Annotated in this window: 22 protein-coding genes; 10 read left to right on the top strand and 12 right to left on the bottom strand. The window is 67.9% G+C overall.

Going from position 1 to position 22,711, the window contains the following annotated elements; genetic code table 11:
• Positions 1-39: 39 nt before the first annotated feature.
• The 3 genes from QH948_RS00210 to QH948_RS00200 all read right to left on the bottom strand — a co-directional run bounded on the left by QH948_RS00210 (position 40) and on the right by QH948_RS00200 (position 3,965).
• The gene (locus QH948_RS00210; protein ID WP_281144985.1) at positions 40-933 is read right to left on the bottom strand and encodes a ParB/RepB/Spo0J family partition protein; all 894 of its coding nucleotides are present in this window, start codon (positions 931-933) and stop codon (positions 40-42) included.
• A gap of 1 nt (position 934) precedes the next feature.
• Positions 935-1,909, bottom strand: a complete 975-nt coding sequence (locus QH948_RS00205) for a ParA family protein (protein ID WP_281144984.1) — start codon at positions 1,907-1,909, stop codon at positions 935-937.
• Positions 1,910-3,413: 1,504 nt separating this feature from the next.
• Positions 3,414-3,965, bottom strand: coding sequence for a TetR family transcriptional regulator (locus QH948_RS00200; protein ID WP_281144983.1), 552 nt, complete (start codon positions 3,963-3,965; stop codon positions 3,414-3,416).
• 277 nt (positions 3,966-4,242) lie between these two features.
• Here QH948_RS00200 and QH948_RS00195 point away from each other — a divergent pair, with 277 nt between their 5' ends.
• On the top strand, positions 4,243-4,578 hold the full coding sequence (locus tag QH948_RS00195) for a hypothetical protein (protein ID WP_281144982.1): 336 nt from the start codon (positions 4,243-4,245) through the stop codon (positions 4,576-4,578).
• Positions 4,579-4,635: 57 nt separating this feature from the next.
• Here QH948_RS00195 and rsmG read toward each other — a convergent pair whose 3' ends face one another.
• From rsmG to rpmH, 6 genes are read right to left on the bottom strand one after another with little or no spacing between them, the layout of a single operon-like run.
• Entirely contained in the window at positions 4,636-5,253 is a 618-nt protein-coding gene (gene rsmG / locus QH948_RS00190; protein WP_281144981.1) for a 16S rRNA (guanine(527)-N(7))-methyltransferase RsmG, read from the bottom strand.
• Positions 5,254-5,261: 8 nt separating this feature from the next.
• Positions 5,262-5,732: a Jag family protein gene (locus tag QH948_RS00185; protein ID WP_281144980.1), complete on the bottom strand. Its 471-nt coding sequence runs from the start codon at positions 5,730-5,732 to the stop codon at positions 5,262-5,264.
• A 39-nt stretch (positions 5,733-5,771) separates the two neighbouring features.
• On the bottom strand, positions 5,772-6,869 hold the full coding sequence (yidC, locus tag QH948_RS00180) for a membrane protein insertase YidC (RefSeq protein ID WP_438874104.1): 1,098 nt from the start codon (positions 6,867-6,869) through the stop codon (positions 5,772-5,774).
• Positions 6,870-7,166 carry a membrane protein insertion efficiency factor YidD gene (yidD, locus tag QH948_RS00175; RefSeq protein ID WP_281144979.1) on the bottom strand — a complete coding sequence of 99 codons (297 nt, stop codon included), beginning with the start codon at positions 7,164-7,166 and terminating at the stop codon, positions 6,870-6,872. It abuts the gene before it with no gap.
• Positions 7,160-7,510 carry a ribonuclease P protein component gene (gene rnpA / locus QH948_RS00170; RefSeq protein WP_281144978.1) on the bottom strand — a complete coding sequence of 117 codons (351 nt, stop codon included), beginning with the start codon at positions 7,508-7,510 and terminating at the stop codon, positions 7,160-7,162. Before rnpA ends, yidD begins: the two co-directional genes overlap by 7 nt.
• Before the next feature lie 13 nt (positions 7,511-7,523).
• Positions 7,524-7,661, bottom strand: a complete 138-nt coding sequence (gene rpmH, locus QH948_RS00165) for a 50S ribosomal protein L34 (RefSeq protein ID WP_212323775.1) — start codon at positions 7,659-7,661, stop codon at positions 7,524-7,526.
• Between the two features lie 384 nt (positions 7,662-8,045).
• On the opposite strand from rpmH, the gene dnaA reads away from it, so the two are divergent.
• The 6 genes from dnaA to recF all read left to right on the top strand — a co-directional run bounded on the left by dnaA (position 8,046) and on the right by recF (position 16,569).
• On the top strand, positions 8,046-9,386 hold the full coding sequence (dnaA, locus tag QH948_RS00160; protein ID WP_281146217.1) for a chromosomal replication initiator protein DnaA: 1,341 nt from the start codon (positions 8,046-8,048) through the stop codon (positions 9,384-9,386).
• A gap of 556 nt (positions 9,387-9,942) precedes the next feature.
• Positions 9,943-10,335, top strand: a complete 393-nt coding sequence (locus QH948_RS00155; protein ID WP_281144977.1) for a VOC family protein — start codon at positions 9,943-9,945, stop codon at positions 10,333-10,335.
• Positions 10,336-10,401: 66 nt separating this feature from the next.
• Positions 10,402-11,589, top strand: a complete 1,188-nt coding sequence (locus tag QH948_RS14060) for an ABC transporter ATP-binding protein (protein WP_348634935.1) — start codon at positions 10,402-10,404, stop codon at positions 11,587-11,589.
• A 1-nt stretch (position 11,590) separates the two neighbouring features.
• Positions 11,591-14,149 (top strand): ABC transporter permease, encoded by a 2,559-nt coding sequence (locus tag QH948_RS00145; protein ID WP_281144976.1) that lies wholly within the window; start codon positions 11,591-11,593, stop codon positions 14,147-14,149.
• A 116-nt stretch (positions 14,150-14,265) separates the two neighbouring features.
• Entirely contained in the window at positions 14,266-15,426 is a 1,161-nt protein-coding gene (gene dnaN / locus QH948_RS00140) for a DNA polymerase III subunit beta (RefSeq protein ID WP_281144975.1), read from the top strand.
• A 3-nt stretch (positions 15,427-15,429) separates the two neighbouring features.
• A complete protein-coding gene (gene recF / locus QH948_RS00135) occupies positions 15,430-16,569 on the top strand; it encodes a DNA replication/repair protein RecF (RefSeq protein ID WP_281144974.1) in 1,140 nt (379 codons plus the stop codon).
• Positions 16,570-16,622: 53 nt separating this feature from the next.
• On the opposite strand, the gene QH948_RS00130 is transcribed toward recF, so the two are convergent.
• A complete protein-coding gene (locus QH948_RS00130; protein ID WP_281144973.1) occupies positions 16,623-18,086 on the bottom strand; it encodes a tail fiber protein in 1,464 nt (487 codons plus the stop codon).
• Positions 18,087-18,235: 149 nt separating this feature from the next.
• Between QH948_RS00130 and QH948_RS00125 the strand changes: the two genes are divergently transcribed.
• On the top strand, positions 18,236-18,760 hold the full coding sequence (locus tag QH948_RS00125) for a DciA family protein (RefSeq protein ID WP_281144972.1): 525 nt from the start codon (positions 18,236-18,238) through the stop codon (positions 18,758-18,760).
• Here QH948_RS00125 and QH948_RS00120 read toward each other — a convergent pair.
• Positions 18,757-19,290: a DinB family protein gene (locus QH948_RS00120; RefSeq protein ID WP_281144971.1), complete on the bottom strand. Its 534-nt coding sequence runs from the start codon at positions 19,288-19,290 to the stop codon at positions 18,757-18,759. The two genes, QH948_RS00125 and QH948_RS00120, sit on opposite strands and share 4 nt — an antisense overlap.
• A gap of 113 nt (positions 19,291-19,403) precedes the next feature.
• On the opposite strand from QH948_RS00120, the gene QH948_RS00115 reads away from it, so the two are divergent.
• Together QH948_RS00115 and QH948_RS00110 are read left to right on the top strand one after the other, a co-directional pair.
• Positions 19,404-20,033, top strand: coding sequence for an SIMPL domain-containing protein (locus tag QH948_RS00115; RefSeq protein ID WP_281144970.1), 630 nt, complete (start codon positions 19,404-19,406; stop codon positions 20,031-20,033).
• A gap of 14 nt (positions 20,034-20,047) precedes the next feature.
• A complete protein-coding gene (locus tag QH948_RS00110; RefSeq protein ID WP_281144969.1) occupies positions 20,048-21,322 on the top strand; it encodes a M23 family metallopeptidase in 1,275 nt (424 codons plus the stop codon).
• A 4-nt stretch (positions 21,323-21,326) separates the two neighbouring features.
• On the opposite strand, the gene QH948_RS00105 is transcribed toward QH948_RS00110, so the two are convergent.
• Positions 21,327-22,586 carry an alpha-amylase family protein gene (locus QH948_RS00105; protein WP_281144968.1) on the bottom strand — a complete coding sequence of 420 codons (1,260 nt, stop codon included), beginning with the start codon at positions 22,584-22,586 and terminating at the stop codon, positions 21,327-21,329.
• Positions 22,587-22,711 lie beyond the last annotated feature (125 nt).

The raw sequence follows: 22,711 nt of genomic DNA, 5'->3' as shown, positions 1-22,711 counted from the left end.
TTTATCGATATAGCGGTTTAGAGTTTTAGTTACGTGGCGTCAGATCGTTTTGCCGTCAAAGATGGCCATGATGCGATCCAGGTCCTCACCACTGGCGAACTCGATAGTGATCTTGCCCTTGTTGCGTCCGATGGCGACCTTCACGCGGGTATCAAACTGGTCGCTGAGGCGGGACGAGATCGCCTGTTCCCGCTCCGACGGTAGTCGCGGGCCGCGCGGGGTCGAAGTGCGCGCGGTTGCGCCGCCCGGGATGCGGGTGAGCGCGACAATCTCCTCGGTGGACCGTACAGACAGCCCCTCGGCGACGATGCGCTCCGCCAGACGCTCCTGTGCGTCTGCGTCGTCGAGGCCCAGAAGAGCCCTGGCATGCCCGGCGGACAGAACGCCCGCTGCAACCTTGTTCTGCACCGTGTGCGGCAGGTTCAGGAGCCTGAGCGTATTCGAGATCTGCGGCCTGGAGCGATGGATCCGCTGCGCGAGATCTTCCTTCGTGCAGGCGAAGTCATCCAGCAACTGGCTGTATGCCTGGGCCTCCTCGATGGCATTGAGGTTCGCCCGGTGCAGGTTCTCGAGGAGGGCATCCCGCAAGAGGGCGGTGTCGTCCGTGCCCCGGATGATCGCGGGGATGGTCGTGACACCGGCCAGTTTCGACGCTCTTAAGCGTCGTTCGCCCATGATGAGCTCGTAAGATCCCTTGTCAGAGCGTCTCACGACAATGGGCTGCAGGACGCCGAACTCCTTGATCGACGCTGACAGTTCGTCCAGGTCGTCCTCGTCGAATACCTTCCGTGGCTGCTGCGGGTTGGGGACGATCTTCGAGACGTCGAGTTCCTCGAACGTCGAGCCGTCCTCGAGGGGGGCCGTCTGGTCATCATCGGTGCGGGCGAAGAGGTCGCCCAGGCCGCGCCCAAGTCCGCTCTGCTTTGCTGCCATCTCAGTCCTCCGTCTTCGCGCGCATGGCGACTTCGCGGGCCGCCTCGAAATAGGCGACGGCACCGGGGCTCTTGGGTTGGTGCGTGATGACCGGCAGCCCGAAGCTCGGGGCCTCGGCAACCTTCACCGATCGAGGAATCTCCGCGTCGAGGGTCTGCAGGGGGAAGTGCTTGCGCACTTCCTCGCTGACCTCACGCGACAGGTTGGTCCGGCTGTCGACCATGGTGAGCAGGATGGTCGACAGCACCAGGTTGTCGTTCAGGTTGCCCTTCACCCGGTTGATCGTTCGCATGAGCTGGGACACGCCCTCGAGTGCGTAGTACTCGGTCTGAATGGGAACCAGTATCTCGGTCGACGCGACCAGCGCGTTCAGTGTGAGCAGACCCAGTGACGGGGGACAGTCGAAGAACACGTAGTCAACGCCGGATTCATCGATGTAGGTCGAGATAGCGTCGCGCATCCGGTGCTCGCGGCCACGCTCATTGACGAGCTCGAGTTCGGCCGCGGACAGATCGATCGAGGCGGGCAGCACGTGAAGATTCGGCGAATGCGGCGACGGCTGAGCGTGCTCGATGATGCCCACCTGGTCCATCAGCACCTCGTAGGTTCCCTTCGTACCGGGAGGGTGTTCGACCCCGAGTGCCGTGGAGGCATTCCCCTGCGGGTCGTTGTCCACGACGAGGACGTTCAGGCCGCCGAGCGCGAGAGCCGTCGCGATGTTGACCGTTGTCGTCGTCTTCCCGACGCCGCCCTTCTGGTTTGCGACCACGAAGACCCGCGGACTCGTCGGTCGTGGGTACTCGGGGCGAGTCGCCTCGGTGGGCGCGATCTCCTCGCCGTACTCGTCGTCGACGTCGACATTCCCCAGGGCTGCCGCGCGTCGCGGCTGGGCGCCCGTTTCACGTGAAACGCTCGCGTGATCCTTCCAAGGCTCATCAACATCAGCAGGCTTGCGCTTGCGGAAGAACAGGGGCATCCATTGACTCCTCACCGATTCGAGACAAACCCTACCGAACACCGCTCGTGCGACCGAAACCGGTGCTTCAACGCGCGGAACTCGGCCGCTGGGATGAAGAACCAAGAACCGCATACAGGGCTCTCGCACATTCGTCCACCGTTGCTCGACATGCCGTTGTCCAGTCCTGAGTCGGGACTCCCCCGCTCGATCGTGTCACGGACGAATCCCCTCCTCAGCCTCCTGGTTCCTCGCGCCTCGAGCTTCACCCCTCTGTCGGGTGACTCCCTCGAACATGAAGCGACACAGGACTCGTCCAGCGTCGCCCCGCCTGATCGATCCGGAGCCACATTCCGCGGATGCCACCCGGCAGCGGCGGGCTCGGCTCGCGGTACGTGCGAAGTGGTGTGTCTACGAAATTGGCAGCCTACGCACAAAGTCCACGGGACCGACGTTGGTGTACGGGAGCCCAGCACCTTCCGCGGGTCGACGGAGTCGGTGATGCCCTTGCCTCGCACCCCGTGTACGCCTAAGGTCGATCGGGCCCGCGACACTACCCGTCGAGGCCGCCCCGTGGGCGTGATGTGCCAGGACTGGCTCGTGACCCTCTGAGCGACCGTCAGCAAGCTCGTTCTTGCCCACTCGACGGCCCATCCGACGCCCGGCGACGAGTCTGCCGTTTCACGTGAAACGGCATCCCGCCTGGGCGGCTGTTGACGGCCTGGATCACGTCGCACGAGATCCCCCCGGGTCAGATCCGAGACCCCTGACTCCACTCATCACTCGGTCGTCTCCGGGCGAGTGCTCGACACGCAGCTCCAGAACAGCGCGTGCACGCCTGGGCCGGTGAGGCTACCGACACGGCCGTCCGTACTAGCGTCGACCTCGCAGCCCCGCGACCTGAGCGACACCCCCAGGTGTGGGCTCCATGACGGACACCCAACTGCCGCGAAGCGGAGATCCAAACGGGGTCGTCCTTCTCACGCGCCCATTCCTAGCCGAGGCCAGCTATCCCCCCAACAGTCCGCCGAATCCCAGTGAAGACAGAACCCGCGTAACGCCCGGCGGGGCACGACGGACTCCGAGTCTGGGTGCGAGGCAGCAGAACGTCTGTGCCGCGCTCAGCCCCTGCTTGTCAGGCCTCCTGGGAGTGGGGGAGCGCTCGCGACACAAAAGAGTATATTCACCTGTTTATCGATATATGGTTTTCTCGTTTTATCTTGCGGAGGCTGTTCCACGTGAAACGCCCCTCGTGAGTCGAAGGTCCCCGTGCCGTTGGCGCGCAACTGATCCTGTGGTGGTGCGTCCTGCTCGTCGAGGGAGAGCCTTCGTGTCCAGCGCGAGGCCAGGCAAGCGAGGTAGCACGTGCCGCGACACAGGACGTCCCGACGCCGGACGCAGACCCTTCAGAGTCCCTTTGGGCCCAAGTGACCCGCAACGAAGGCGCCGGGATCACGAATGTGGACAGACCCGCCGAGGAGACGCACGGTCGTTGCGTGCGTGGGGTCAAAGCCTCCTCGCCACCTCAGGAACCCGAGAGAATCCTGCGCGAGGCAAGCTCCCAGTCGGCAACGAGATCGATCGAATCGAGATTGCGAAGCCAGCGCAACTGCACACCGTCCATCGCCGCCAGCACCAGCCGGGCGAGCTCGGGGGAGTTGCCCCCCGGAGCCTTGGCAGAGGCGAAGGTTGAAATCGCCGTGGCCTCGCGTTTCTGGTAGTACTCGTGCGCCGGATGATGGGGGTCGAGTGACTCAGCGCTTAGTAGGGCGTAGAGGCGCACGATCTCAGGCTGCTGGGCGTTCCGCCGGACCATGGCAGCACAGATCATCGACAGGTCGATCGTGGGAAGCACGGCGTAGAGGTCTGCTCGTTCGACGCCCAGCCCGGTCGCCAGGGCAATGCGATTGACCTCGTCGCGGTGAGCTAGCACTGCCATGAGCAGCTTCTCCTTTGACCCGAAGTGGTGCAGGACCGCCGCGTTGGTCACCCCACATCGAACGCCGATGTCGTTCAAGGACACAGCCCAGTAGCCGCTGAACGAGATGAGTTCACCGGCTGCCTCGATGATCTGCATTCGCCGCTCAGACCCGGACAACCGGGTACGGCGCGTAACTCCGTTGCCTGCCATCTCCGCCTCCTCTCTCGGGTCGAGGCCGCCACGGCCCTCGTGGATCCGCAGCCACCGTACCGCTCGGAGGAAAGTCCTTCTTGACCCCCGCAGCCCGGACGGGTTACCTTGTTGCTACCTTAATACCTATTAAGTGTTAAGTAACTCACTGAGGAGTGCCAATGACCCGAGTCCCAGACGACGCCCTGGGCTGCTGCTCGGTGCGGGCGGCATCGCCGGGGTGATGACGAGCGTGGCTGGGGTGGGGGCAGTCGCGCTGACCGCGACACGCGATCTCACCGGCTGGGAGCAGCGCTCGTTCCTCGCGACCCTTCAGCCCTGCCTCATCGCCCTCTCGGCCGCCACCGTCGCAGCGCGGGTGGCAGTCGACCCCGGAACCTGGCCGGTGCTCAGCCCGGGGGAGTGGATTGCCTCGGTGGGCTTCCTCGTCGCCGGGATCGCCGTTGGCGACCTCGTGTCGCGGAGGGTGCCCGTCCGGGCCGCAGCGCTGATCACCTGGGGACTTGCCCTCTGCGGAGCCGTGATCACCCTTGTCGACGCGCCCCTCAGTATGAGCTAGGACAGCAAGACCCGCAGCTCGCGCTAGGCGAGACTGCGGGTCTGCTCGACCAGTGGGTCAGCGGACGCGGATGGCCCTGGTGGGTTCGACTCCGGCGAGGCCCTGAAGCTCCAGCACCTCTGCGGTCATCGACTTGGCCGCGAGCTGCTTGGACGCCTCTCGGACCTCGTCCTCGGCCGTCTCGCCCTTCAGGGCGACCAGCTGGCCTCCACGGGAGAACAGCGGAGCGGTCCACTTGAGCAGTCGGTCCAGCGGGGCGACTGCACGGCACACGACGACGTCGAAGCGCGCCTTCGACTCCTCGGCCCGACCCCGCACGACCTCGACCCGGTCCTCGAGGCCCAGTTCCTCGACGGCCAGGGACAAGAAGTTGGCCCGACGCAGCAGCGGCTCCAGCAGCGTCACCCGCAGGTCCGGCCGCGCGATGGCGACCGGCAGCCCGGGCAGCCCGGCCCCGCTACCTACGTCGACGACGTCGAGGCCCGTGCTGATCAGGTCAGCGACGGCGAGAGAGTTGCCGACGTGGCGCTGCCACAACCGGTCGCCCTCGTGGGGGCCCATGAGGCCCCACTCGATGCCGCGACCGCCGAGGATCTCGGCGTAGCGCGTCAACTGCTCGTCGACCTGCGGGTAGGCGGCCCTGATGGCCGCCGCCGCCTCCTGCTCGCTCGACATGGGTTGGGTCAGCTGGCCCGGACGACGACGCGACGACGCGGGGGCTCGCCCTCGGACTCGCTTACCAGGCCGGCCGCTGCGACCTCGTCGTGGATGATCTTGCGCTCGTATGCGTTCAGCGGGGCCATGGCCACGGGCTCACCCGTCTCCTTGACCTCGGCGATCGCGTCCTTCGCCAGCGCGGTGAGCTCGGCCCGACGGCGCTGGCGGAAGCCCGCGACATCGAGCATGAGGCGCGAGCGATGGCCCGTCTCGGTCATCACCACGAGGCGGGAAAGCTCCTGAAGAGCGTCGAGAACCTCGCCGTCCTTTCCGACGAGCAGCTCCGACTCGGTGTCGATCGCCACGTGGGCGCGACCATCCTGGACGGAGTTCTCGATGTCGCCGTCGAGGTCTGCGATGTCCAGCAGCTCCTCGAGGTAGTCGGCGACGAGGTCACCCTCGGCCATCAGCTGGGCCTCGGTCTCGGTGTTCGACATGTACCTGTCCTACTCTGCCCGTGCGGGCGGATCTGTGGCCTACTTCTTCTTGCGCGTCGCGCGACTCTGCTGACGCGGCTGCTGACGGGTGACGACACGCTTGCCGTCGTCATCGGTGCGGACGGTCTGACGGGTGACCTGCTGACGCACGACCTGCGTCTTCTCACCCTCGCCGGAGCCATTCTGCGCACCCATGGCCGAGGCCATGATCCCGCCGGACTTCTTGTTCTTGCGGCGCTTCTCGGCACGCGCCTCGAGGATGGCCTGCGGGTCACGGCCCTTGGCGATCATGCGCTCTTCCCAGTCGATGTAGGCCGGGGTGTTGGGCGCCGGGTTGTTGCGGATCAGGATGGCCTGCTGGCCCATGGTCCAGGTGTTCGACGCGAGCCAGTACACGAGCACACCGATCGGCACGACGACCGCGGAGACGGCGTACACGAACGGGAACATGTACAGCATCATCTTCTGCATCTGGGCGGCCTGCCCGACCTGCGACTCCGGCGGCATGTTCTTGCGCGTCATCTGCAGCTGCGTGACGACGAAGACGGCCACCATGAGAACCACGAGGATGATGCCGACGACCTGCGTCGCACCGAACGGCGTCAGCGGCAGCACATGGCCCGCGAGCTTGGCCCCGAGGAAGTCCGCGTTCTGCAGCGATTCGACGAGGTGCGGGTTCTCCTTGAACCAGTACCCGCGCACCGGACCGGACGCGACGCCCTGCAGCACGCGGAAGAGCGCCAAAAAGATCGGCATCTGGAGCAGCAGCGGCAGGCAGGAGGCCATCGGGTTGACGCCCTCCTCCTGATAGAGCTTCATCGACTCCTGGCCGAGGCGTTCGCGGTCGTGACCGTGCTTCTTCTGCAGCTCAGCAAGCTGAGGCTGCAGCAGCTGCATGCTGCGCGCCGAGTTGATCTGCTTCACGAACAGCGGGATCAGTAGGGTGCGGATCGTGACCGTCAGCATGACGATCGACAGCACCCAGTTCCAGCCGGAGTCGGCTCCCAGCAGGGGAGTGAACAGCCAGTGGAAGAAGACGATCAGTCCGGAGACAGCCCAGTACAGAGGCTGCATCATGGCGGACAGCACTCCCATGAAGCTGTCCCACAGATTCAGCGTTACCAGCAGCTCAAGCACTTAGGCCACCTCAATGTTGGTCCGCGGCTTGGCGCCGCGGGATTCTTCAGAAACTTGTCGGGCCCAGGCCTCCGCTTCGGGAGTCCCGGGCACATAGTCGACGCCGCCCATGGACCAGGGATGGCAGCGCAACAACCTCGCCCCGGTCAACGCGGATCCCTTCAGGGCACCGTGGACCTCGAGGGCGCGCAGGCCATAGGCCGAGCACGTCGGATGAAACTTGCAGACGTCTCCGTACACGGGCGAGACGAAACGGCGCCATCCCCGGACGAACCACATCAGCGGGTACTTCAGCATGCGTCTGCCTTGCGTCCGGCGCGGCGCCAGGCGGACGAGAGGTCGTCGGCGAGCCGCTCGGGGTGCTCGGAGGCACCCGGCAGTGCCCGGACGACGACGTCACACCCGACGGGGCCGTGAAGGTCGACGACGAGGTGGCGCAGCCGTCGCTTGACCCGGTTACGGGTCACGGCGTTGCCGACTTTCTTGGACACAACAAAACCCACCCGTGACTCCACGGGTGGATCCTGGAGGGTGCGCCGCACCATGTGCACCACTACGGTCGGCGTGGCTGCTCGCGAGCCACGCCGCACAGCGTTGCCAAAGTCGTCCGACTTCTTGAGTCGGCGCGGCCCAGGCAGCACGACGGCGGTGGACTCAGGCGGACAGCTCGACGCGACCCTTGCGACGACGTGCGCTCAGGATGGCGCGGCCGGCGCGGGTACGCATACGAGCGCGGAAGCCGTGGGTACGGCTGCGGCGACGATTGCTCGGCTGGAAGGTGCGCTTGCTCATGGGATTACTCCCTCAGACTCGAAGTGTGAAAGTTGCCCGTTCTGGGCAAGGGGAAGTTGCCGCCGAAAACGGCGACTGTCCAACGATACGGTGCAAACACCCCGGAGTCCAAACCCGAGGGCGGGGAAGCGGGTAAACCTTGCAAACTACACTGCTGTAGTCCAGTCGACACGCCGAAGGCATGCCGTATCCGTCTTGCGTCCGCACGCCGCGGCGACTAATTTCTAGTACTGCTCTTGCGTTGTCCACAAGGGGGTGGCCGCCGGAACCGCCGCTGCGCCAGAGTTATACCCTGTTGTGGACAACCTTGTGGATTGTTGAACTACTAGGAGCGTGGCGGACGTGTCAGTACGCCGGGAAGTAGGTGGGGTGAGCGCATCACCGATGCCGGACCTGGCAGTGCTTTGGCAGGAAGTCATCGACGCTTCGGACATCTCGTCTCGCGCCTGGCTACGCCGAACGCAGCCGCTGAGCATGCACGGCAGCACTTTGATGCTGGCTGTCGCCGACGAGATGACGCGCGAACGCATCGAGACGAAGCTCCGCGGACAGATCGAGACGCGCCTGTCCGCAGCTTGTGGACAACCGACCCGGCTCGCCGTGATGATCGAACCCGACCAGGTTCTTCTTGAGGAGACCAAGGCCCCGGCTGAACCTGAGGAGCTGGCTCCGCAGCCCATGCTGCCCCGGTCGCGCCCCCAGGAGCTGCGGCTGAATCCGCGCTACACGTTCGAGTCCTTCGTCGCGGGTTCCTCGAACCGCTTCGCCCACGCCGCGGCCGCCGCGGTCGCTGAGACTCCCGGCAAGTCTTACAACCCCCTGATGATCTACGGACCCTCCGGTCTGGGCAAGACGCACCTGCTCCACGCCATCGGTCACTACGTCAGCAGCTACTTCGAGCAGTTGCGCGTGAAGTACGTCTCCACGGAGGAACTCACGAACGACTTCATCAACGCGATCTCGTCGAACCGGACGGCCGAGTTCCGCAGTTCGTACCGCGACGTCGACGTCCTGCTGGTCGACGACATCCAGTTCCTGGAGTCGAAGATCCAGACGCAGGAGGAGTTCTTCCACACGTTCAACACGCTGCACAACGCGCAGAAGCAGATCGTGATGACGTCCGACCGTCCGCCGAAGCTGCTCGAGGCCCTCGAGCCCCGGCTCCGGTCGCGGTTCGAGTGGGGCCTGATGACCGACATCCAGCCGCCTGACCTCGAGACGCGCATCGCGATTCTCCGGAAGAAGGCCGCCTCACAGCGCCTGACTGCCGGCAGCGAGGTGCTCGAGCTCATCGCGTCGCGGATCCCGACGAACATCCGTGAGTTGGAAGGCGCGCTGACCCGCGTGGCCGCCCTGGCGAGCCTCAACCAGCAGGAGATGACCCTGCCGCTTGCCGAGGGGGTCCTCAACGACCTCATGCCGGAGGACGCGGCACCCGCCGACGCGCAGACCATCATGGATGCCACCGCCCGCTACTTCGGGATCTCGCTGGACGACCTCACCGGGTCGAGCCGCGTGGGCCCCATCGCGTCGGCCAGGCAGATCGCGATGTATCTGTGCCGTGAGCTCACGGACCTGTCGCTGCCCAAGATCGGCGCCAGGTTCGGCGGGCGCGACCATTCCACCGTCCTGCACAACGTTCGCAAGATCGGCGACAAGATGCGTGAGGACCGCGACCTGTACACCCAGGTCACTGAGCTCACCAACCAGATCAAGCAGTCGTAGACGCAAGCTGTCCACAGGCCGCGGGGTAGCCCCCGCGGTCTGTCTGCGTCTCCGGGTCGTTGAGCACTTCGACACGCTCAGCACGAGCACTTCGACACGCCCTGAGCGCAGCGAAGGGTCCCAACCTGCCCGCCAGTCCATCGCCTCGCTCCGCTCGGCGCCCTTCGACAAGCTCAGGGAACCGGGAGACGAGCTCAGGAACCGGGGTGGAGAGCTCAGGGAACCGGGAGACGAGCTCAGGGAACCGGGGTGAAAGTTATCCACAGAGGCTGGGGGCAACCCGTGCCTCACATCTGGGGACTGGCCTGTGGATAACTTTCGGCCTCCGAGTAGTCCACATGTCCTCCCCGGATCACTGCCGAGCTGTCCACAGCCCGCCAACAGCCTCCTTGACGAGATGACAAGCTCTTTCGCCGATTATCCACAGCATCCACAGCCCCTACTAGTAATGCTGTTATGTAACTAACGAGAAGGAACTCAAAGTCACCTCTGTGGAGATCCTCGCCCTGGACGGGCCGCATGACAGGCTGTCTGCAGCCCACCCCAGGAGGATCCCATGCCCAAGCCCATCCACTTCGAGATCCATGTCGACGACATGGATCGGGCCAAGGCGTTCTACGCGACAGTCTTCGGTTGGACCTACGAGGACTACACCGACTACGCGGGCCAGCCCTACTTCGGTGCCATCGCCGGCCAGGAGGAGGAGGCCGGCATCAACGGAGCCCTGATGCTCCGTCACGACGGCGTCGAGCCCAACGGCTCGGTCAACGGAGCGGTGCTGACGATGGGCACCGACGACTTCGACGCGACGGCCGAGAAGGTGCTCGCCGCCGGGGGGAGCGTCGCCCTGCCGAAGGCAGCGCTGCCCGGCATGGCCTGGCAGGGCTACTTTCTCGACACCGAGGGAAACGTCTTCGGCGTCCACCAGCCGGATGAGAACGCTGCATGACGGCCCTGCCTGCGGCTGGACCGACGCGCTCCTGAGCGCTGAAGTTCCGCTGCTAGCCTTTGCCGGATGAACCTCGCAGCACGAGCAGCCGGCCTCACCCGGACCTATGGCTCGGGCTCGGCGACCGTCACCGCGCTCGACCATGTCGACTTCGACATCGTCGCGGGGGAATTCGCCGCGATCATGGGCCCGTCCGGGTCAGGCAAGTCCACCCTGATGCACCTGATGGCCGCCCTCGACACGCCGACCGAGGGGGAGGTCTGGATCGGGGAAACTGCCGTCTCGTCGCTGGCTGACACCCCGCTGACCGTGCTGCGCCGCGAACGCATCGGTTTCGTCTTCCAGGCCTTCAACCTAGTTCCGACGCTGACCGCGCGCGAGAACGTCGTGTTGCCGCTGTCGATCGCCGGTCGGAGGGTCGATGAGGAGTGGTTCGACCGCCTCGTCGACGTCCTGGGCATCCGGGACCGGCTCTCGCACAAGCCCTCGGAGCTCTCCGGTGGCCAGCAGCAGCGTGTCGCCTGCGCCAGGGCGCTGATCAACCGACCGGACATCGTCTTTGCTGACGAGCCCACCGGCAATCTCGACTCCACCTCAGCCGCTGAGGTCCTCGGTTTCCTGCGACGCAGCGTCGACGAGTTCGGTCAGACCGTGGTGATGGTCACGCACGACGCGCACGCTGCCAGCTACGCCGACCGCGTCGTGTTCCTCTCCGACGGCCGCATCATCGACGAGGTCCGCGGCGCCTCACAGGACGACCTTCTCGGCGCCATGTCGCGGATCTACCCGCGCCTGGGGGCTGCGGTCGGGTCTGACCCTTCGACAGGCTCAGGGCGTTTCGACAAGCTCAACGAACCACGTGGTTCCCTGAGCTTGCGTTTCGACAAGCTGAACGAACCACGTGGTTCCCTGAGCTTGTCGAAGGGCGCCGAGCGGAGCGAGGTGTCGGAAGAGGCCGGGTCTCTCCCTTCGACGGGCTCAGGGCGTTTCGACAAGCTGAACGAACCACGTGGTTCCCTGAGCTTGTCGAAGGGCGCCGAGCGGAGCGAGGTGTCTGACGGGATCCCTTCGACAGGCTCAGGGCACCTCGACAAGCTCGGCGAACCGGGCAGGAAGGTCACCGCGCCCGGGTCGGCGAGGGCTGCGTCGGTCTACCGCGACGGTGGCGGCGCGCCTGCGCACCGCGGCCCGGAGGAGACCGAGGAAGAGTCGACGCTCGAGCGATCCATCGCCCGGCGCGCGCTTCTGGACTGACATGCTGCGCACCTCACTCAAGTCCCTGTGGGCACGCAAGGTACGACTGCTGCTCAGTGGGCTGTCCATCGTGCTGGGCGTGGCCTTCGTCGCAGGGTCGCTCCTGTTCACCGGGCTGCTGCGCGACAGTGCCGACGCGCTGCTGACCGGCACCGTGGGTGACGTCAACGTCCTCGCAGAGGGATCGTCCATCGCATCCGGCGGCGAACAGTCTGCGCTGATCGACGAGCTCACCGTCGGCGACATCGCGCATCTGGACGGCGTGGAGCGCGCCACGGGGCTGGTCACGTCCTACACGGTCTACCCCCTGGACTCCGATGGGAACCTGATCTCGTTCACGGGCGCTCCCGGCATCGCGTCCAACTGGCACGACACGCCGGCCGCGGGTGGGCAGACGGGGCCGTCCATCGTCGACGGGAGGGCGCCCGAGTCAGATGACGAGGTGGTCCTCGACCCTTCCAGCCTCGAGCGGGGCGGGTACTCCCTGGGCGATGAGGTCTCGATCGCCACGCCTTTCGACGGGATCCGGAGCTACACGCTGGTCGGCACCGGCACGTACGGCGACGGGGCGACGGCCGGGGCCAGCTACCTGTTCTTCACGCTCGCCGAGGCGCGGGCCATCGTTCTTGACGGTCAGGCCGGCTACACGGGGGTCTGGATCGAGACGGGCTCGGGCGCCGACGCCGATCAGGTCGCCGACGACGTCTCCCCGCTTGTCGGAGCCGGTTTCGAGGTGCAGACCGGGTCCCAGCTGGCCGACGAGACGCAGGACCAGCTCGACGTGGGGCTCGGGTTCGTCAACATCTTCCTGCTCGTCTTCGCCGGCATCTCTCTGCTGGTCGCGACCCTGCTGATCCTCAACACGTTCCAGATCCTCGTCGCCCAGCGCGCCCGCGAGCTGGCCCTGCTGCGCGCGGTCGGAGCCACCCGCCGTCAGGTCCGCAACTCCGTCCTTGCTGAAGCGCTGGTCGTCGGGCTCGCCGCCGCGACGCTCGGCCTGGCCGTCGGCTACGGGCTGGCGTGGGGGATCCTGGCAGTGATGCGCGGCCTCGGCATCGACCTCGGCCCGACGGTGCCGCAGCTGACCTGGCAGTCCGTAGTGGCCTCGTACGCGGTGGGTGTCGCGGTGACTGTCGTCGCAGCCCTCGTGCCCGCGTTCCGCGCGTCCGCCATGCGGCCGGTGGAGGCCATGGCCGCCTCCTCGCAGTCGGGACCGGAGAGGCTGGGCGGCCCGCAGTACGTGGGCATCGCCCTGATCGAACTCGGCGCGGCGGCCATCGTCTGCGCCACCCTCCTGCCGGTCCCGCAGCCACTCGTGTGGCTGGGGCTCGGCGTCGCAGGGCTGCTGGTGGGCGTAGTGATGTCGGCGGCCGCCGTCGGCCGCCCCGTCGTGTGGCTGCTCGGAGGGCTGTTCCGGGCGACCTTCGGAGAGGTTGGCCGGCTCGCCCAGCTCAACGCCGTGCGGCAGCCGCGCCGGACGGCGGCGACCGCGGCGACGCTCATGATCGGCGTCGCGCTGGTCAGCGCCGTCGCGATCCTCGCCGCCAGCACCACAACCTCGCTCGAGCGGCGTCTGACCGAGGACCAGCGAGGCGACTTCATCATCGCTCCTGTCGCCTACGAGCCTTTCGACGCGCGGGTGCTCGACACGGTCAAGGGCCTGGACGGCGTCGAGAAGGCCTATGGCTACCGGCGGGGTGCGGTGCGGGTCGGCGGCGACGTCGACCAGGTCACCCTCGGCGGGGCGAGCCGCGAGGCCATCGTCGACGGCACCAGCCTCGACGTGGTGGCCGGGTCCCTCGACGACGAGGGAGGCGTCGCGCCCGCGCTGGTGGACTCCGACTACGCGACCGACCATGGACTCACCATCGGCCAGGTCATCGACCTGGCCGGCGCGAAGGGCTCGGCCCAGGTCCTGATCACCGGCTTCCACGACGGCGGAACACGCCCCGCGTTGGGCGAGATCATCGTCGCGCCCGACACGTTCGCCGCACTCGAAGGCGACTCGCTGGTCACCCACATCGTCGTCTTCGCCGACGCCGACGCCGGCGCCGATCGCTCGGCCGTGGAGGACGAGTTGCAGTCGGCGGTCGCGGACCTGCCGACCGTCGCCGTGTCGGATGTCGCCGAGTACACGCAGGCCAGGATCGACCAGTTCGCTCAGCTGTTCGCCGTCGTCTACGCCCTGCTCGCGCTGGCCGTCATCATCTCCGTGATCGGCATCGTCAACACGCTGGGCCTGTCCGTGATGGAGCGCACCCGCGAGCTCGGCCTGCTGCGCGCTGTCGGGCTCACCCGGAGGCAGCTCAGGCGCATGGTGACGCTGGAGTCCGTCATCGTCGCGACCCTTGGCGCGGTGCTTGGCGTCGTGCTCGGGCTGGTGTTCGGTGTCTCGCTGGTGACGCTGCTGGCCGACCGTGGCATCGACATCCTGAGCATCCCCTGGCTCGAGCTCGTGGTCTTCGTCGTCGCGGCGGCCCTCGTCGGCGTCCTCGCAGCCCTCGGCCCGGCCCGCAGGGCGGCGCGGATGAACGTCCTTGAGTCGATAGCCGTCGACTGAAGCCCGCCACGCGCCAACGTCGACGGCGCGGGCGGCGCTCCTTGGCTATGATCGACCGTGAGGCTGGGATATTCGTGTCCGCCTCGAACCTTTCGACAGACCCAAAGGGGACCTTCGTGAAGATCCGAGTTGACCGCGATGCGTTGGCCGATGCAGTGGCATGGGTGGCCCGCAGCCTCCCCAGCCGCCCGACGGCCCCGATCCTGGCGGGCATGCTGCTGGAGGCCGACGGAGACGGCCTGACGCTGAGCAGCTTCGACTCGACGACATCGGCGAAGGTCACGATGCCGGCCACCGTGCACGACGAGGGCACCGTGCTGGTTTCAGGCCGCCTGCTCAACGAGATCGCGCGGTCGTTGCCGAACAAGCCCGTCGACATGGTCGCGGACCACTCCAAGGTCGAACTCACGTGTGGCCAAGCGCGGTTCACGCTGCAGACGCTGCCCGTCGACGAGTACCCGACGCTCCCCGACATGCCGACCCAGACCGGCACCGTCGCCTCCGCCGACTTCGAGAAGGCCGTCGCGCAGGTGTTCGTCGCCGCGGGCCGCGACGAGCTGCTGAACGTCTTCACCGGCGTGAAGCTGGAGATCGACGGCGAGAACCTGTCCCTGCTGGCCACCGACCGCTACCGCATGGCGCTCAAGGAGCTGACCTGGAACCCGTCGTCGCCCGGCGTCGAGGGCAACGTGCTGGTGCCTGGCAAGGTGCTCGCCGACACGGCCAAGTCGATGACCTCGGGCGAGAACGTGACGATCTCGCTCTCGACGACGCAGGCCGAGGGCGAAGGCCTTGCCGGCTTCATCGGCGAGGGCGCGAAGGGCTCCCGCGAGGCAACGACCCGCCTCCTGTCCCAGGCCTTCCCGAAGGTCCGCCACCTGATGGACGTGCAGGCTTCCGTCTCCGTACGCGTCAGCACCGCCGACCTGCTCGCCGCGGTCAAGCGCGTCGCGCTGGTTGCCGAGCGCAACACGCCGCTGCGCATGCGCATCAACGAGGACCACATCACGCTCGAGGCTGCCACCGGCGACCAGGCACAGGCCTCCGAGGCCCTTGAGGCAGAAGTCGAGATCGTCGGAGACGAGCAGAGCATCACGGACGCGGGCTTCAACCCGCACTACCTGCTCGATGCGCTCACCGCACTCGACGCGCCGTTCGCGCACTTCTCCTTCACCCTGCCCGGCAAGCCCTGCCTGATCATGGGCCTGGCGAGCATCGACGGCGACCCGCTGCTCGACTACCGCCACGTGATCATGCTGATGCGCCTGCCGAACTGATCGGTGTTCGTCACCGAGCTTCAGCTCACCGACTTCCGCAACTACGCCACCGCCTCGCTGGGTCTCTCCAGCGGGGTGACGGTGTTTGTGGGGTCGAACGGCCAGGGCAAGACGAACCTGGTCGAGGCCGTCGAGTACCTCTCGACCATGTCGTCGCACCGGGTCGCCGCGACGGTCCCTCTGATCCGCTCAGGCGCGGAGTCGGCCATCGTGCGGGCGAAGGTGCAGGCCGGCCGCCACGACGACCGCATCGTCACGCTCGAGCTCGAGATCACCACCGGACGCTCCAACGTCGCGCGCCTTAACCGGGCCCCGCTGGCCAGGCCCCGTGACCTGATCGGAGCCCTGCGCACCGTCGTGTTTTCGCCGATGGATCTGGCGATCGTGCGGGGCGACCCGGCTGACCGACGGGGCTGGCTCGACTCGCTCGTCGTGACCCGCTGGCCCCGCATGGCCGGCGTCCGCCAAGACCTCGACCGGGTCCTCAAGCAGCGAAACGCCCTGCTCAAGTCCATGTCCGGCCGATCCCTGCGGCCAGCCGCGGGCGACGAGGAACTCACGCTCGGGGTCTGGAACGAGCAGCTGGCCGCCATCGGGGCCGAGCTCCTGCACGCCCGCCTCGACACCCTGGCCGACGTGCTCCCACACGCCCAGCGCGCCTACGAGACCATCGCCCCGGTCAACAACCGGATCGACGCCGTCTACAAGACCGTGCTCGACCTCGGGGGAGTGCCGGAGTCGAGCGACGTGCGCGCCGAGCTGGAGCGACGCCTCCTCGACGCGATGGAGCGGTCACGGGCCGAGGAGATCCGGCGCGGCGTTACGCTCGTCGGCCCGCAGCGCGACGACGTGGAGCTGTCGATCGGCGATCTTCCCGCCAAGGGATACGCGTCGCATGGCGAGAGCTGGTCGCTCGCGCTGGCGCTGCGGCTCGGCGGTTTCACCCTCGTCCGCGAAGACGGCGTCGAGCCCGTGCTGGTCCTGGACGACGTCTTCGCCGAGCTGGACGCGTCGCGCCGCGAGCGGCTGGCGCACGCGATTGAGGATGCGGAGCAGGTGCTGATCACCGCCGCGGTGGGCGCCGACGTGCCCGAGTTCCCGGCAGAGCACCGCTTCACCGTTTCCGCGGGCACCGTTTCCTGAACTGCTGAGGGCGACCCGCTGAGTGGCGGATCGGGCCTTCATGACACTACTGCTCAGGACTGGCTGGGAAAGATGCCCATCGTGCAGATCAGGTAGGTATGGCCGTAGGGCGCTGCGTTCCTGAGGTCGGGCAGCGCGAAGGTGGTCCAGCCATCGCCGCCGTACGTCGTTCCGATGAGCGCGAACAGCGCCTGGTTCTGAGCAATGGCGAGGATCTGGCCCCTAGCTGGAGTACCGACGCCGACTGAACCGGCGGTCAGACTGATGGTGCCCATGGTGCAAGCATCCCCGCTGCCCGCGGCAGCGTTGCCGCCGGTTCCCCAATCGGGGGGCAGGACCGAGTCGCCCTTGTCGCCCTTCGGGCCCTGTGTCCCGGCCGGTCCCACCGCTCCCGTCGTCCCCTGCGGGCCGGTCTCGCCGGTGGCTCCGGCTGCGGCGAGGACCGACCAGGCGGAGCTGTCGGTGACGGGGATGTCGGAGAAGGTTCCGCTCTTTACCGCGATGTAGGTGCTGCCTTGGTGGGTGACCACCGACGCCGGGAGGTCGCCGGTGTAGGTGGCGGTCGAACTGTAGGCGCCCTCATAGAGCCAGGGGGTCTCGCCATCGGCCCCGTTGACTCCTGCAGCGCCGGTTGCGCCGGCGGCTCCGGCCGCACCCGTGGGGCCGGTGGCCCCGGTTGCGCCCGTCGCTCCGGGTACACCCGCCTCGCCGGCAGGTCCGGCTGCTCCGGTGTCTCCCTTCTCACCCTGGATGCCTTGGATGCCCTGTGGGCCCTGCGGCCCGATCGCGGTGATGAGCACCCAGTCGGCTCCGCCGACAGTCGGCGTAGAACCGACGGAGGCCCGGGCGGCGACCCAGGTTCCGCCCGCGTAGCGCACCAGTGAAGCCGGCGGCCCCGGGGTGTAGGGGGTGGTGGCATCCCAGTCGGACACCGTCGACCACGCGGCCGCGCCGGTAGCCCCGGTCGCTCCCGCGTCACCCTTGGCGCCCGCGGCTCCGGCTGCACCCGTCGCACCGTCGGCGCCGTCCGCGCCGTCGGATCCGGCTGCTCCGGTCGAGCCGGCCTTGCCCTGAGCGCCCGTCGCGCCGGCGCTGCCAGCATCGCCGGTAGCCCCGGTCGCGCCCGTGGCGCCAGTGGCCCCGGTAGGTCCGGTTGCGCCGGTGGCTCCGGCTGCACCCGTCCCTCCTGTGGCCCCGGCCTCCCCATCCGCGCCGTCGACGCCTGTCGCGCCATCCTGGCCGTCTGCACCATCTGCGCCGTCGGCACCCGCCTCACCGGCGTCGGCCTCACGGGTCTGCCACACGACGGCGACCTGGCCGTCGGCACAGTCGGACCCGGACTGCAGCGAGAGCGTGCCGGCGGCCGCGTCCAGGCAGCCGTGCACGGGGCTCCCGGACCGGACAGCCGAGTCGCCGAGCGACTGCACTGCGAAGGCGCCGCCTGCTCCGCCGATAAGGCCGATGACGGCGGAGATGGCGATGACGGGAAGGGCTCCGCCAGAACCGAAGGGGGGCATGGGTTCCTCTCATGAGGCCCACCGATCTGGTGGACGGCTCAACTGTCGAGGGTCACCCTATCGGTGTAATGCCTTGTGGGATGCGTAGTTCACGGGGTGGATGGGCTCGCCCAAGTCTGGGTGCGGACGGGTGGAGGTACGCTCGGCGTGTGAGTGAGCAGCACGATCCGACGGGCCTTGAGCTGGCCTCGGAGATTGCCCGCGCCGCGGTGGAGGCCGCGGAGTACGGTGTGGTGCTGCCCGAGCCGACGAAGCCGCGCACTCCCCGTCGACCGGCACGTCCCGTCGAGCAGCAGAGGTCCGGGGCGCACCCGGATGACCGTGATCCTCAGTTGATCGGCAATGTCCTGGACCAGGTGGTGCGGGAGCGCGGCTGGAAGAAACGCATCTCGCTGTCCACCGTGCTGCGCCGATGGCCGGACCTGGTGGGGGAGTCCAACGCGGAGCACTCGAAGCCCGTCTTCTACGAGAACGGCGTGCTCATCGTCGACTGCGACTCGACCTCGTGGGCAACGGCGATGCGGTATGCCGCATCGCAGCTCGTCGCCCAGCTGAACCGGGCGCTCGGGGAGCAGACGGTGCTGCGCGTCGAGTTCCGCGGCCCCCGGGCGCCGAGTTGGAAGAAGGGCCCGCGCGCAGTGCAGGGCAGGGGGCCCCGCGACACCTACGGCTAGGCGGTCGACAGGCCCACGTCGTGGGCGTGGTGCACGAGGTCGTGCAGGAAGTACTGCGCCAGCGTCTCGACGGTGAACCGCGATCCGTTGGACCGCCTGCCGGAGCGGCCGAGCTGCTCGTCACGCACCAGAGCCAGGGCCGTGGCCATCGCGTCGCCGGCCGCCACCAACTCGTCGGCGACCTCGTCGGGGTCCTGGTCGCGGTAGTGCTGCGACTCGGCCGTGATGTCCTGGTCCCAGTTCGCGAAGTCGGGGTCGTCGAGGACCAGCATCAGGTTGAGGCGCGCGTGCATGATCCGGCAGACGTCGCGGACATGGGCCGCGTACTCCAGCGGCGACCAGGTCGCGTCGTCCGGGCGGTCGGTGAGCTGCTCGAGCGTCGCGTCGCCCAGCAGCTCCGCGAATTCCTCGGTGATGGAGCGGGCCGTCGTCGAGATGGTCTTGAATGCCACGGCCTGAGGGTCGAAGCCGCAGTCCGCGCAGCTCTTCTCCAGAACCCAGGTCCAGTCCTTGTCGTCGGGAATGATCATGTCAACAGCCTTTCACGCGCACCCGCAACGCCGATGCGCGTTTCGCCCAGCGCGTCTGCACGGTTCGTCGGGACCACTCCCGCAGGCCGCGACTGCTGCCTAGACTCGGCCCCATGAGGATCACGGTGACGGGGGTCAGCCAGCTCAGGCTCCCGGCGGAGTGCGTCGTCGTCACGCTGACGACGGGCTTCACGGGGCCGCGGCGCGACGAGGTTGTCGCGGAGACCGCGCGGACGACGGACGGGCTGCGCGCCCGCCTGCAGGAGGCGATCGCCGACGGTCGTGGCCGCGACCTCAAGCTCACTTCGCTGCGGACCTGGGCGGGGGCGGGCACCGACTCCCAGGGGAATCCGGGCACCCCTCAGCACTCGGCCGAGGTGCGCGGATCCGTGCGGCTCGACGACCTGTCGGTCGTCGGCCCGTTGCTGGGCGAGCTGGCTGCCACGCGAGGCGTCCGCGTCGTCGGGCTCGACTGGCAGCTGACCGAGGAGACCATCGCCCAGCAGCAGCCTGAGGTCATCGGCGAGGCGTTCCGCGACGCGCGGCAGCGCGCCGGTTGGATCGCGTCGGCCGCCGGCTACCGGAGGATCGAGCCGACGAGCATCCGTGACGACGGCGCGCCGATGTTCGCCAGGGCGATGTCCGCTCCCATGCAACGAGGGGGTTCAGCGCCGCAGATTGACCTTGACCCGGCCGATGTCGAGGTCTCGGCGCACCTGACCGTCGACTTCGAGACCACCTGACGATCCACAAGACGATGAAGCCGACGCCCCAGCCGCGACACGGATCGGACACCAGCGAGGTCTTCGACCTCAACGGTGCTGCGTCCGAGGGCGGGCGTCACGCGGCCCCATTCGCCCGCCGGGACGGCACCTGGGTGGGGCGGCTGGTGGCCGTCGGGTCGGTGGTCGGGGCCTGCGCGCTGGTGTCGGCGATGGCTCTGTCGGGGGGTGATCCCGACGTCGCGGTGACGGCCGTTCCCGCACCGTCGGTCAGCCGGCCCGCGCTGGTGTCCCAGGACCTGTCCGAGGCACCTGGCCTGCCCAGCGCCCCTGCGGCGTCCACCCCCTCCTTCGATCCGTTCAGCGCCGTGACCCCGGAGGTCGCGCAGCCTGACGGGACCCCGTCGGTCGTGCCCCTGCCGACGGCCCCCGCCACGATCGCCACCGCGAGGGTCGCCGACCTGGGGCACATCGACGCCGACCGGCTGCTCACCAGGCCCGTCGTGGGGAGGGCGACGTCGCCGTTCGGGATGCGGCTCCACCCGGTCCTGGGCTACTGGAAGCTGCACACCGGACAGGACTGGGCGGCCGCCTGCGGCACCCCCGTCGGCGCGGCCCGCGCCGGCACAGTCGTGTTCACGGGGTGGGCCGGCGGCAACGGGGTGCAGGTGAAGATCGACCACGGCATGATCTCGGGCCACCGTGTGGTGACGACGTACAACCATCTCTCGGCGATCGGGGTCGCCGTCGGGCAGAAGGTCGAGGTGCTCGACGGGATCGGGCTCGTCGGGTCCACTGGATACTCGACTGGCTGCCATCTCCACTTCGAAGTCATCGTCGACGGGCAGTTCACCGATCCGATTCCGTGGCTCAACGGCAAACCGACGGTCGTGGACCTGAGCAGGGCCGAGTACACGACCGCCCCGACTGCCGGCGCGTCCCCGACAGCGACGAAGACGCCTGCCGCCGCATCTGCGACCCCTTCGAAGAATCCCTCCTCGAGCCGGACTCGTGCCTCGTCGACTGCCAAGCCGAGCGCCAGCGAGAGCCCGTCGCGCCGGCACAGCCATTCACCGAGCGCGTCGACGTCGCCGACCCCGTCCCCGACGCCCGACGAGTCGCCATCGCCGAGCCCGTCCCCGACGCCCGACGAGTCGCCGTCGCCGAGCGTGTCCCCGTCGCCGAGTCTGTCGCCCAGCGCATCGCCATCGCCGAGCCCGGAGGGCTCCGAGTCGGCCGGCGATGTGCAGAGCTCGTCCGTGCCGCCGACCCTGCAGCCCACCGCGATACCCACATCGTCTCAGGAGTGAGACCTCAGGCGATCGCACCGCTCCAGGAGTAGGTGGACCACAGGAGGTCATGCTCGCCGCGGTAGACCTTCACGTGCCGGCCGCCCTGCTCAAGGTGCAGCACCAGGAACTCGTCGCTGTCCGTGGCGTACACGCACATCCGGTACTGCGAGTCGTCGAGGTCGAGGCGGTCGACGCGGGCGTTGACGAGCCACGGATTCCGGCGGCGGATGCCGATCAGGGCTTCGTAGGCCTCGAACACCGGCTCACCGAACGGCAGGAGCTCCGATGGGGAGGGCGGGAAGGGCGGACGAACGGCGTCGTCGCCGTCGACGGTGTCGGCCTTGACGCCCGTGAAGCCCTGCTCGTCCCCCGCATAGATCGACGGGATGCCTCCGAGGAGCAGTAGCAGCGCGGCCGCGACGACAGCCTTCTGCTGGTCGACCTGGCTGGCGATCCGCGTGACGTCGTGGTTACCGATGAAGGTGTTGGGAGTGAAGGTCTCCAGGAACTTGTTGTGGCGCTTGAGAGACCAGTCCAGCTCGTAGAGATTCTCGTCCTTCAGGCTGGACCAGATGGCCTTCCACAGCTCGTACTGCGTGACCGAGTCGACACCGCTCTGCGAGACGAAGGCCGGGTAGTCGCCGTGGATCACCTCGCCGAGGATCCATGTGTCGGGGTGCTTCTCGCGGACGCCGGCAAGCACCTTCGCCCAGAACTGCGGGGGCACCGAGTAGGCGGCGTCCAGGCGCCAGCCGTCGGCGCCTCGGTCGAGCCAGTGGTTTATGACGTCGGTCACGAAGACGACAGTCTCCGGCGCGTCGTGCCGGAGCCGGACGAGGCCGCCGTGCCCCTCGAACACGCGCGGCTGTGGGCCGCCGTCGGCCTCCCAGTCGATGTCGAAGAGCCGTGCCGCCGCGCTGTCTCGGCCCTCGACGAGCGCCTGTTGGAAGAGCGGGTGGCGGTAGCCGACGTGGCTGAACACGCCGTCGAGGAGCACCTTGATGCCGCGCTCGTGCGCGCGGGAGATCAGCTGGTCGAACTCCTCGTCGCCGCCGAGGCGCGCGTCGATGCGGTAGTGGTCGGTGGTGTCGTAGCCGTGCGTCTCGGACTCGAACACCGGGCCTAGCAGCAGCCCGTTGGCGCCCAACTCGATGATGTAGTCCAGCCAGTTGTACAGCCGTCGCAGCCGCGGCGCGGGGGAGTGGTCCCCCGTGCGGATCGGCGCCCCGCAGAACCCCAGGGGGTAGACCTGCCACCAGATGGTGTGGTCGATCCACTTCATGTCCGTCTCCTCGCGTCGTTCAGTCGAGCATAGGCGGCACCACCGACGTGCCGGCTCCGCCCTCCGACGTGGATCCCTACGGTTCCCCGAGCTGTCCTCGGTTCCCTGAGCTGTCCTCGGTTCCC

Origin of the sequence: Tessaracoccus lacteus, from assembly GCF_029917005.1 — a bacterium.
In the GTDB taxonomy this organism is placed as follows: domain Bacteria; phylum Actinomycetota; class Actinomycetes; order Propionibacteriales; family Propionibacteriaceae; genus Arachnia; species Arachnia lactea.
The sequence above is the reverse complement of the archived record's forward strand: the minus strand, read 5'-3'. Positions and strand labels throughout refer to the sequence as shown.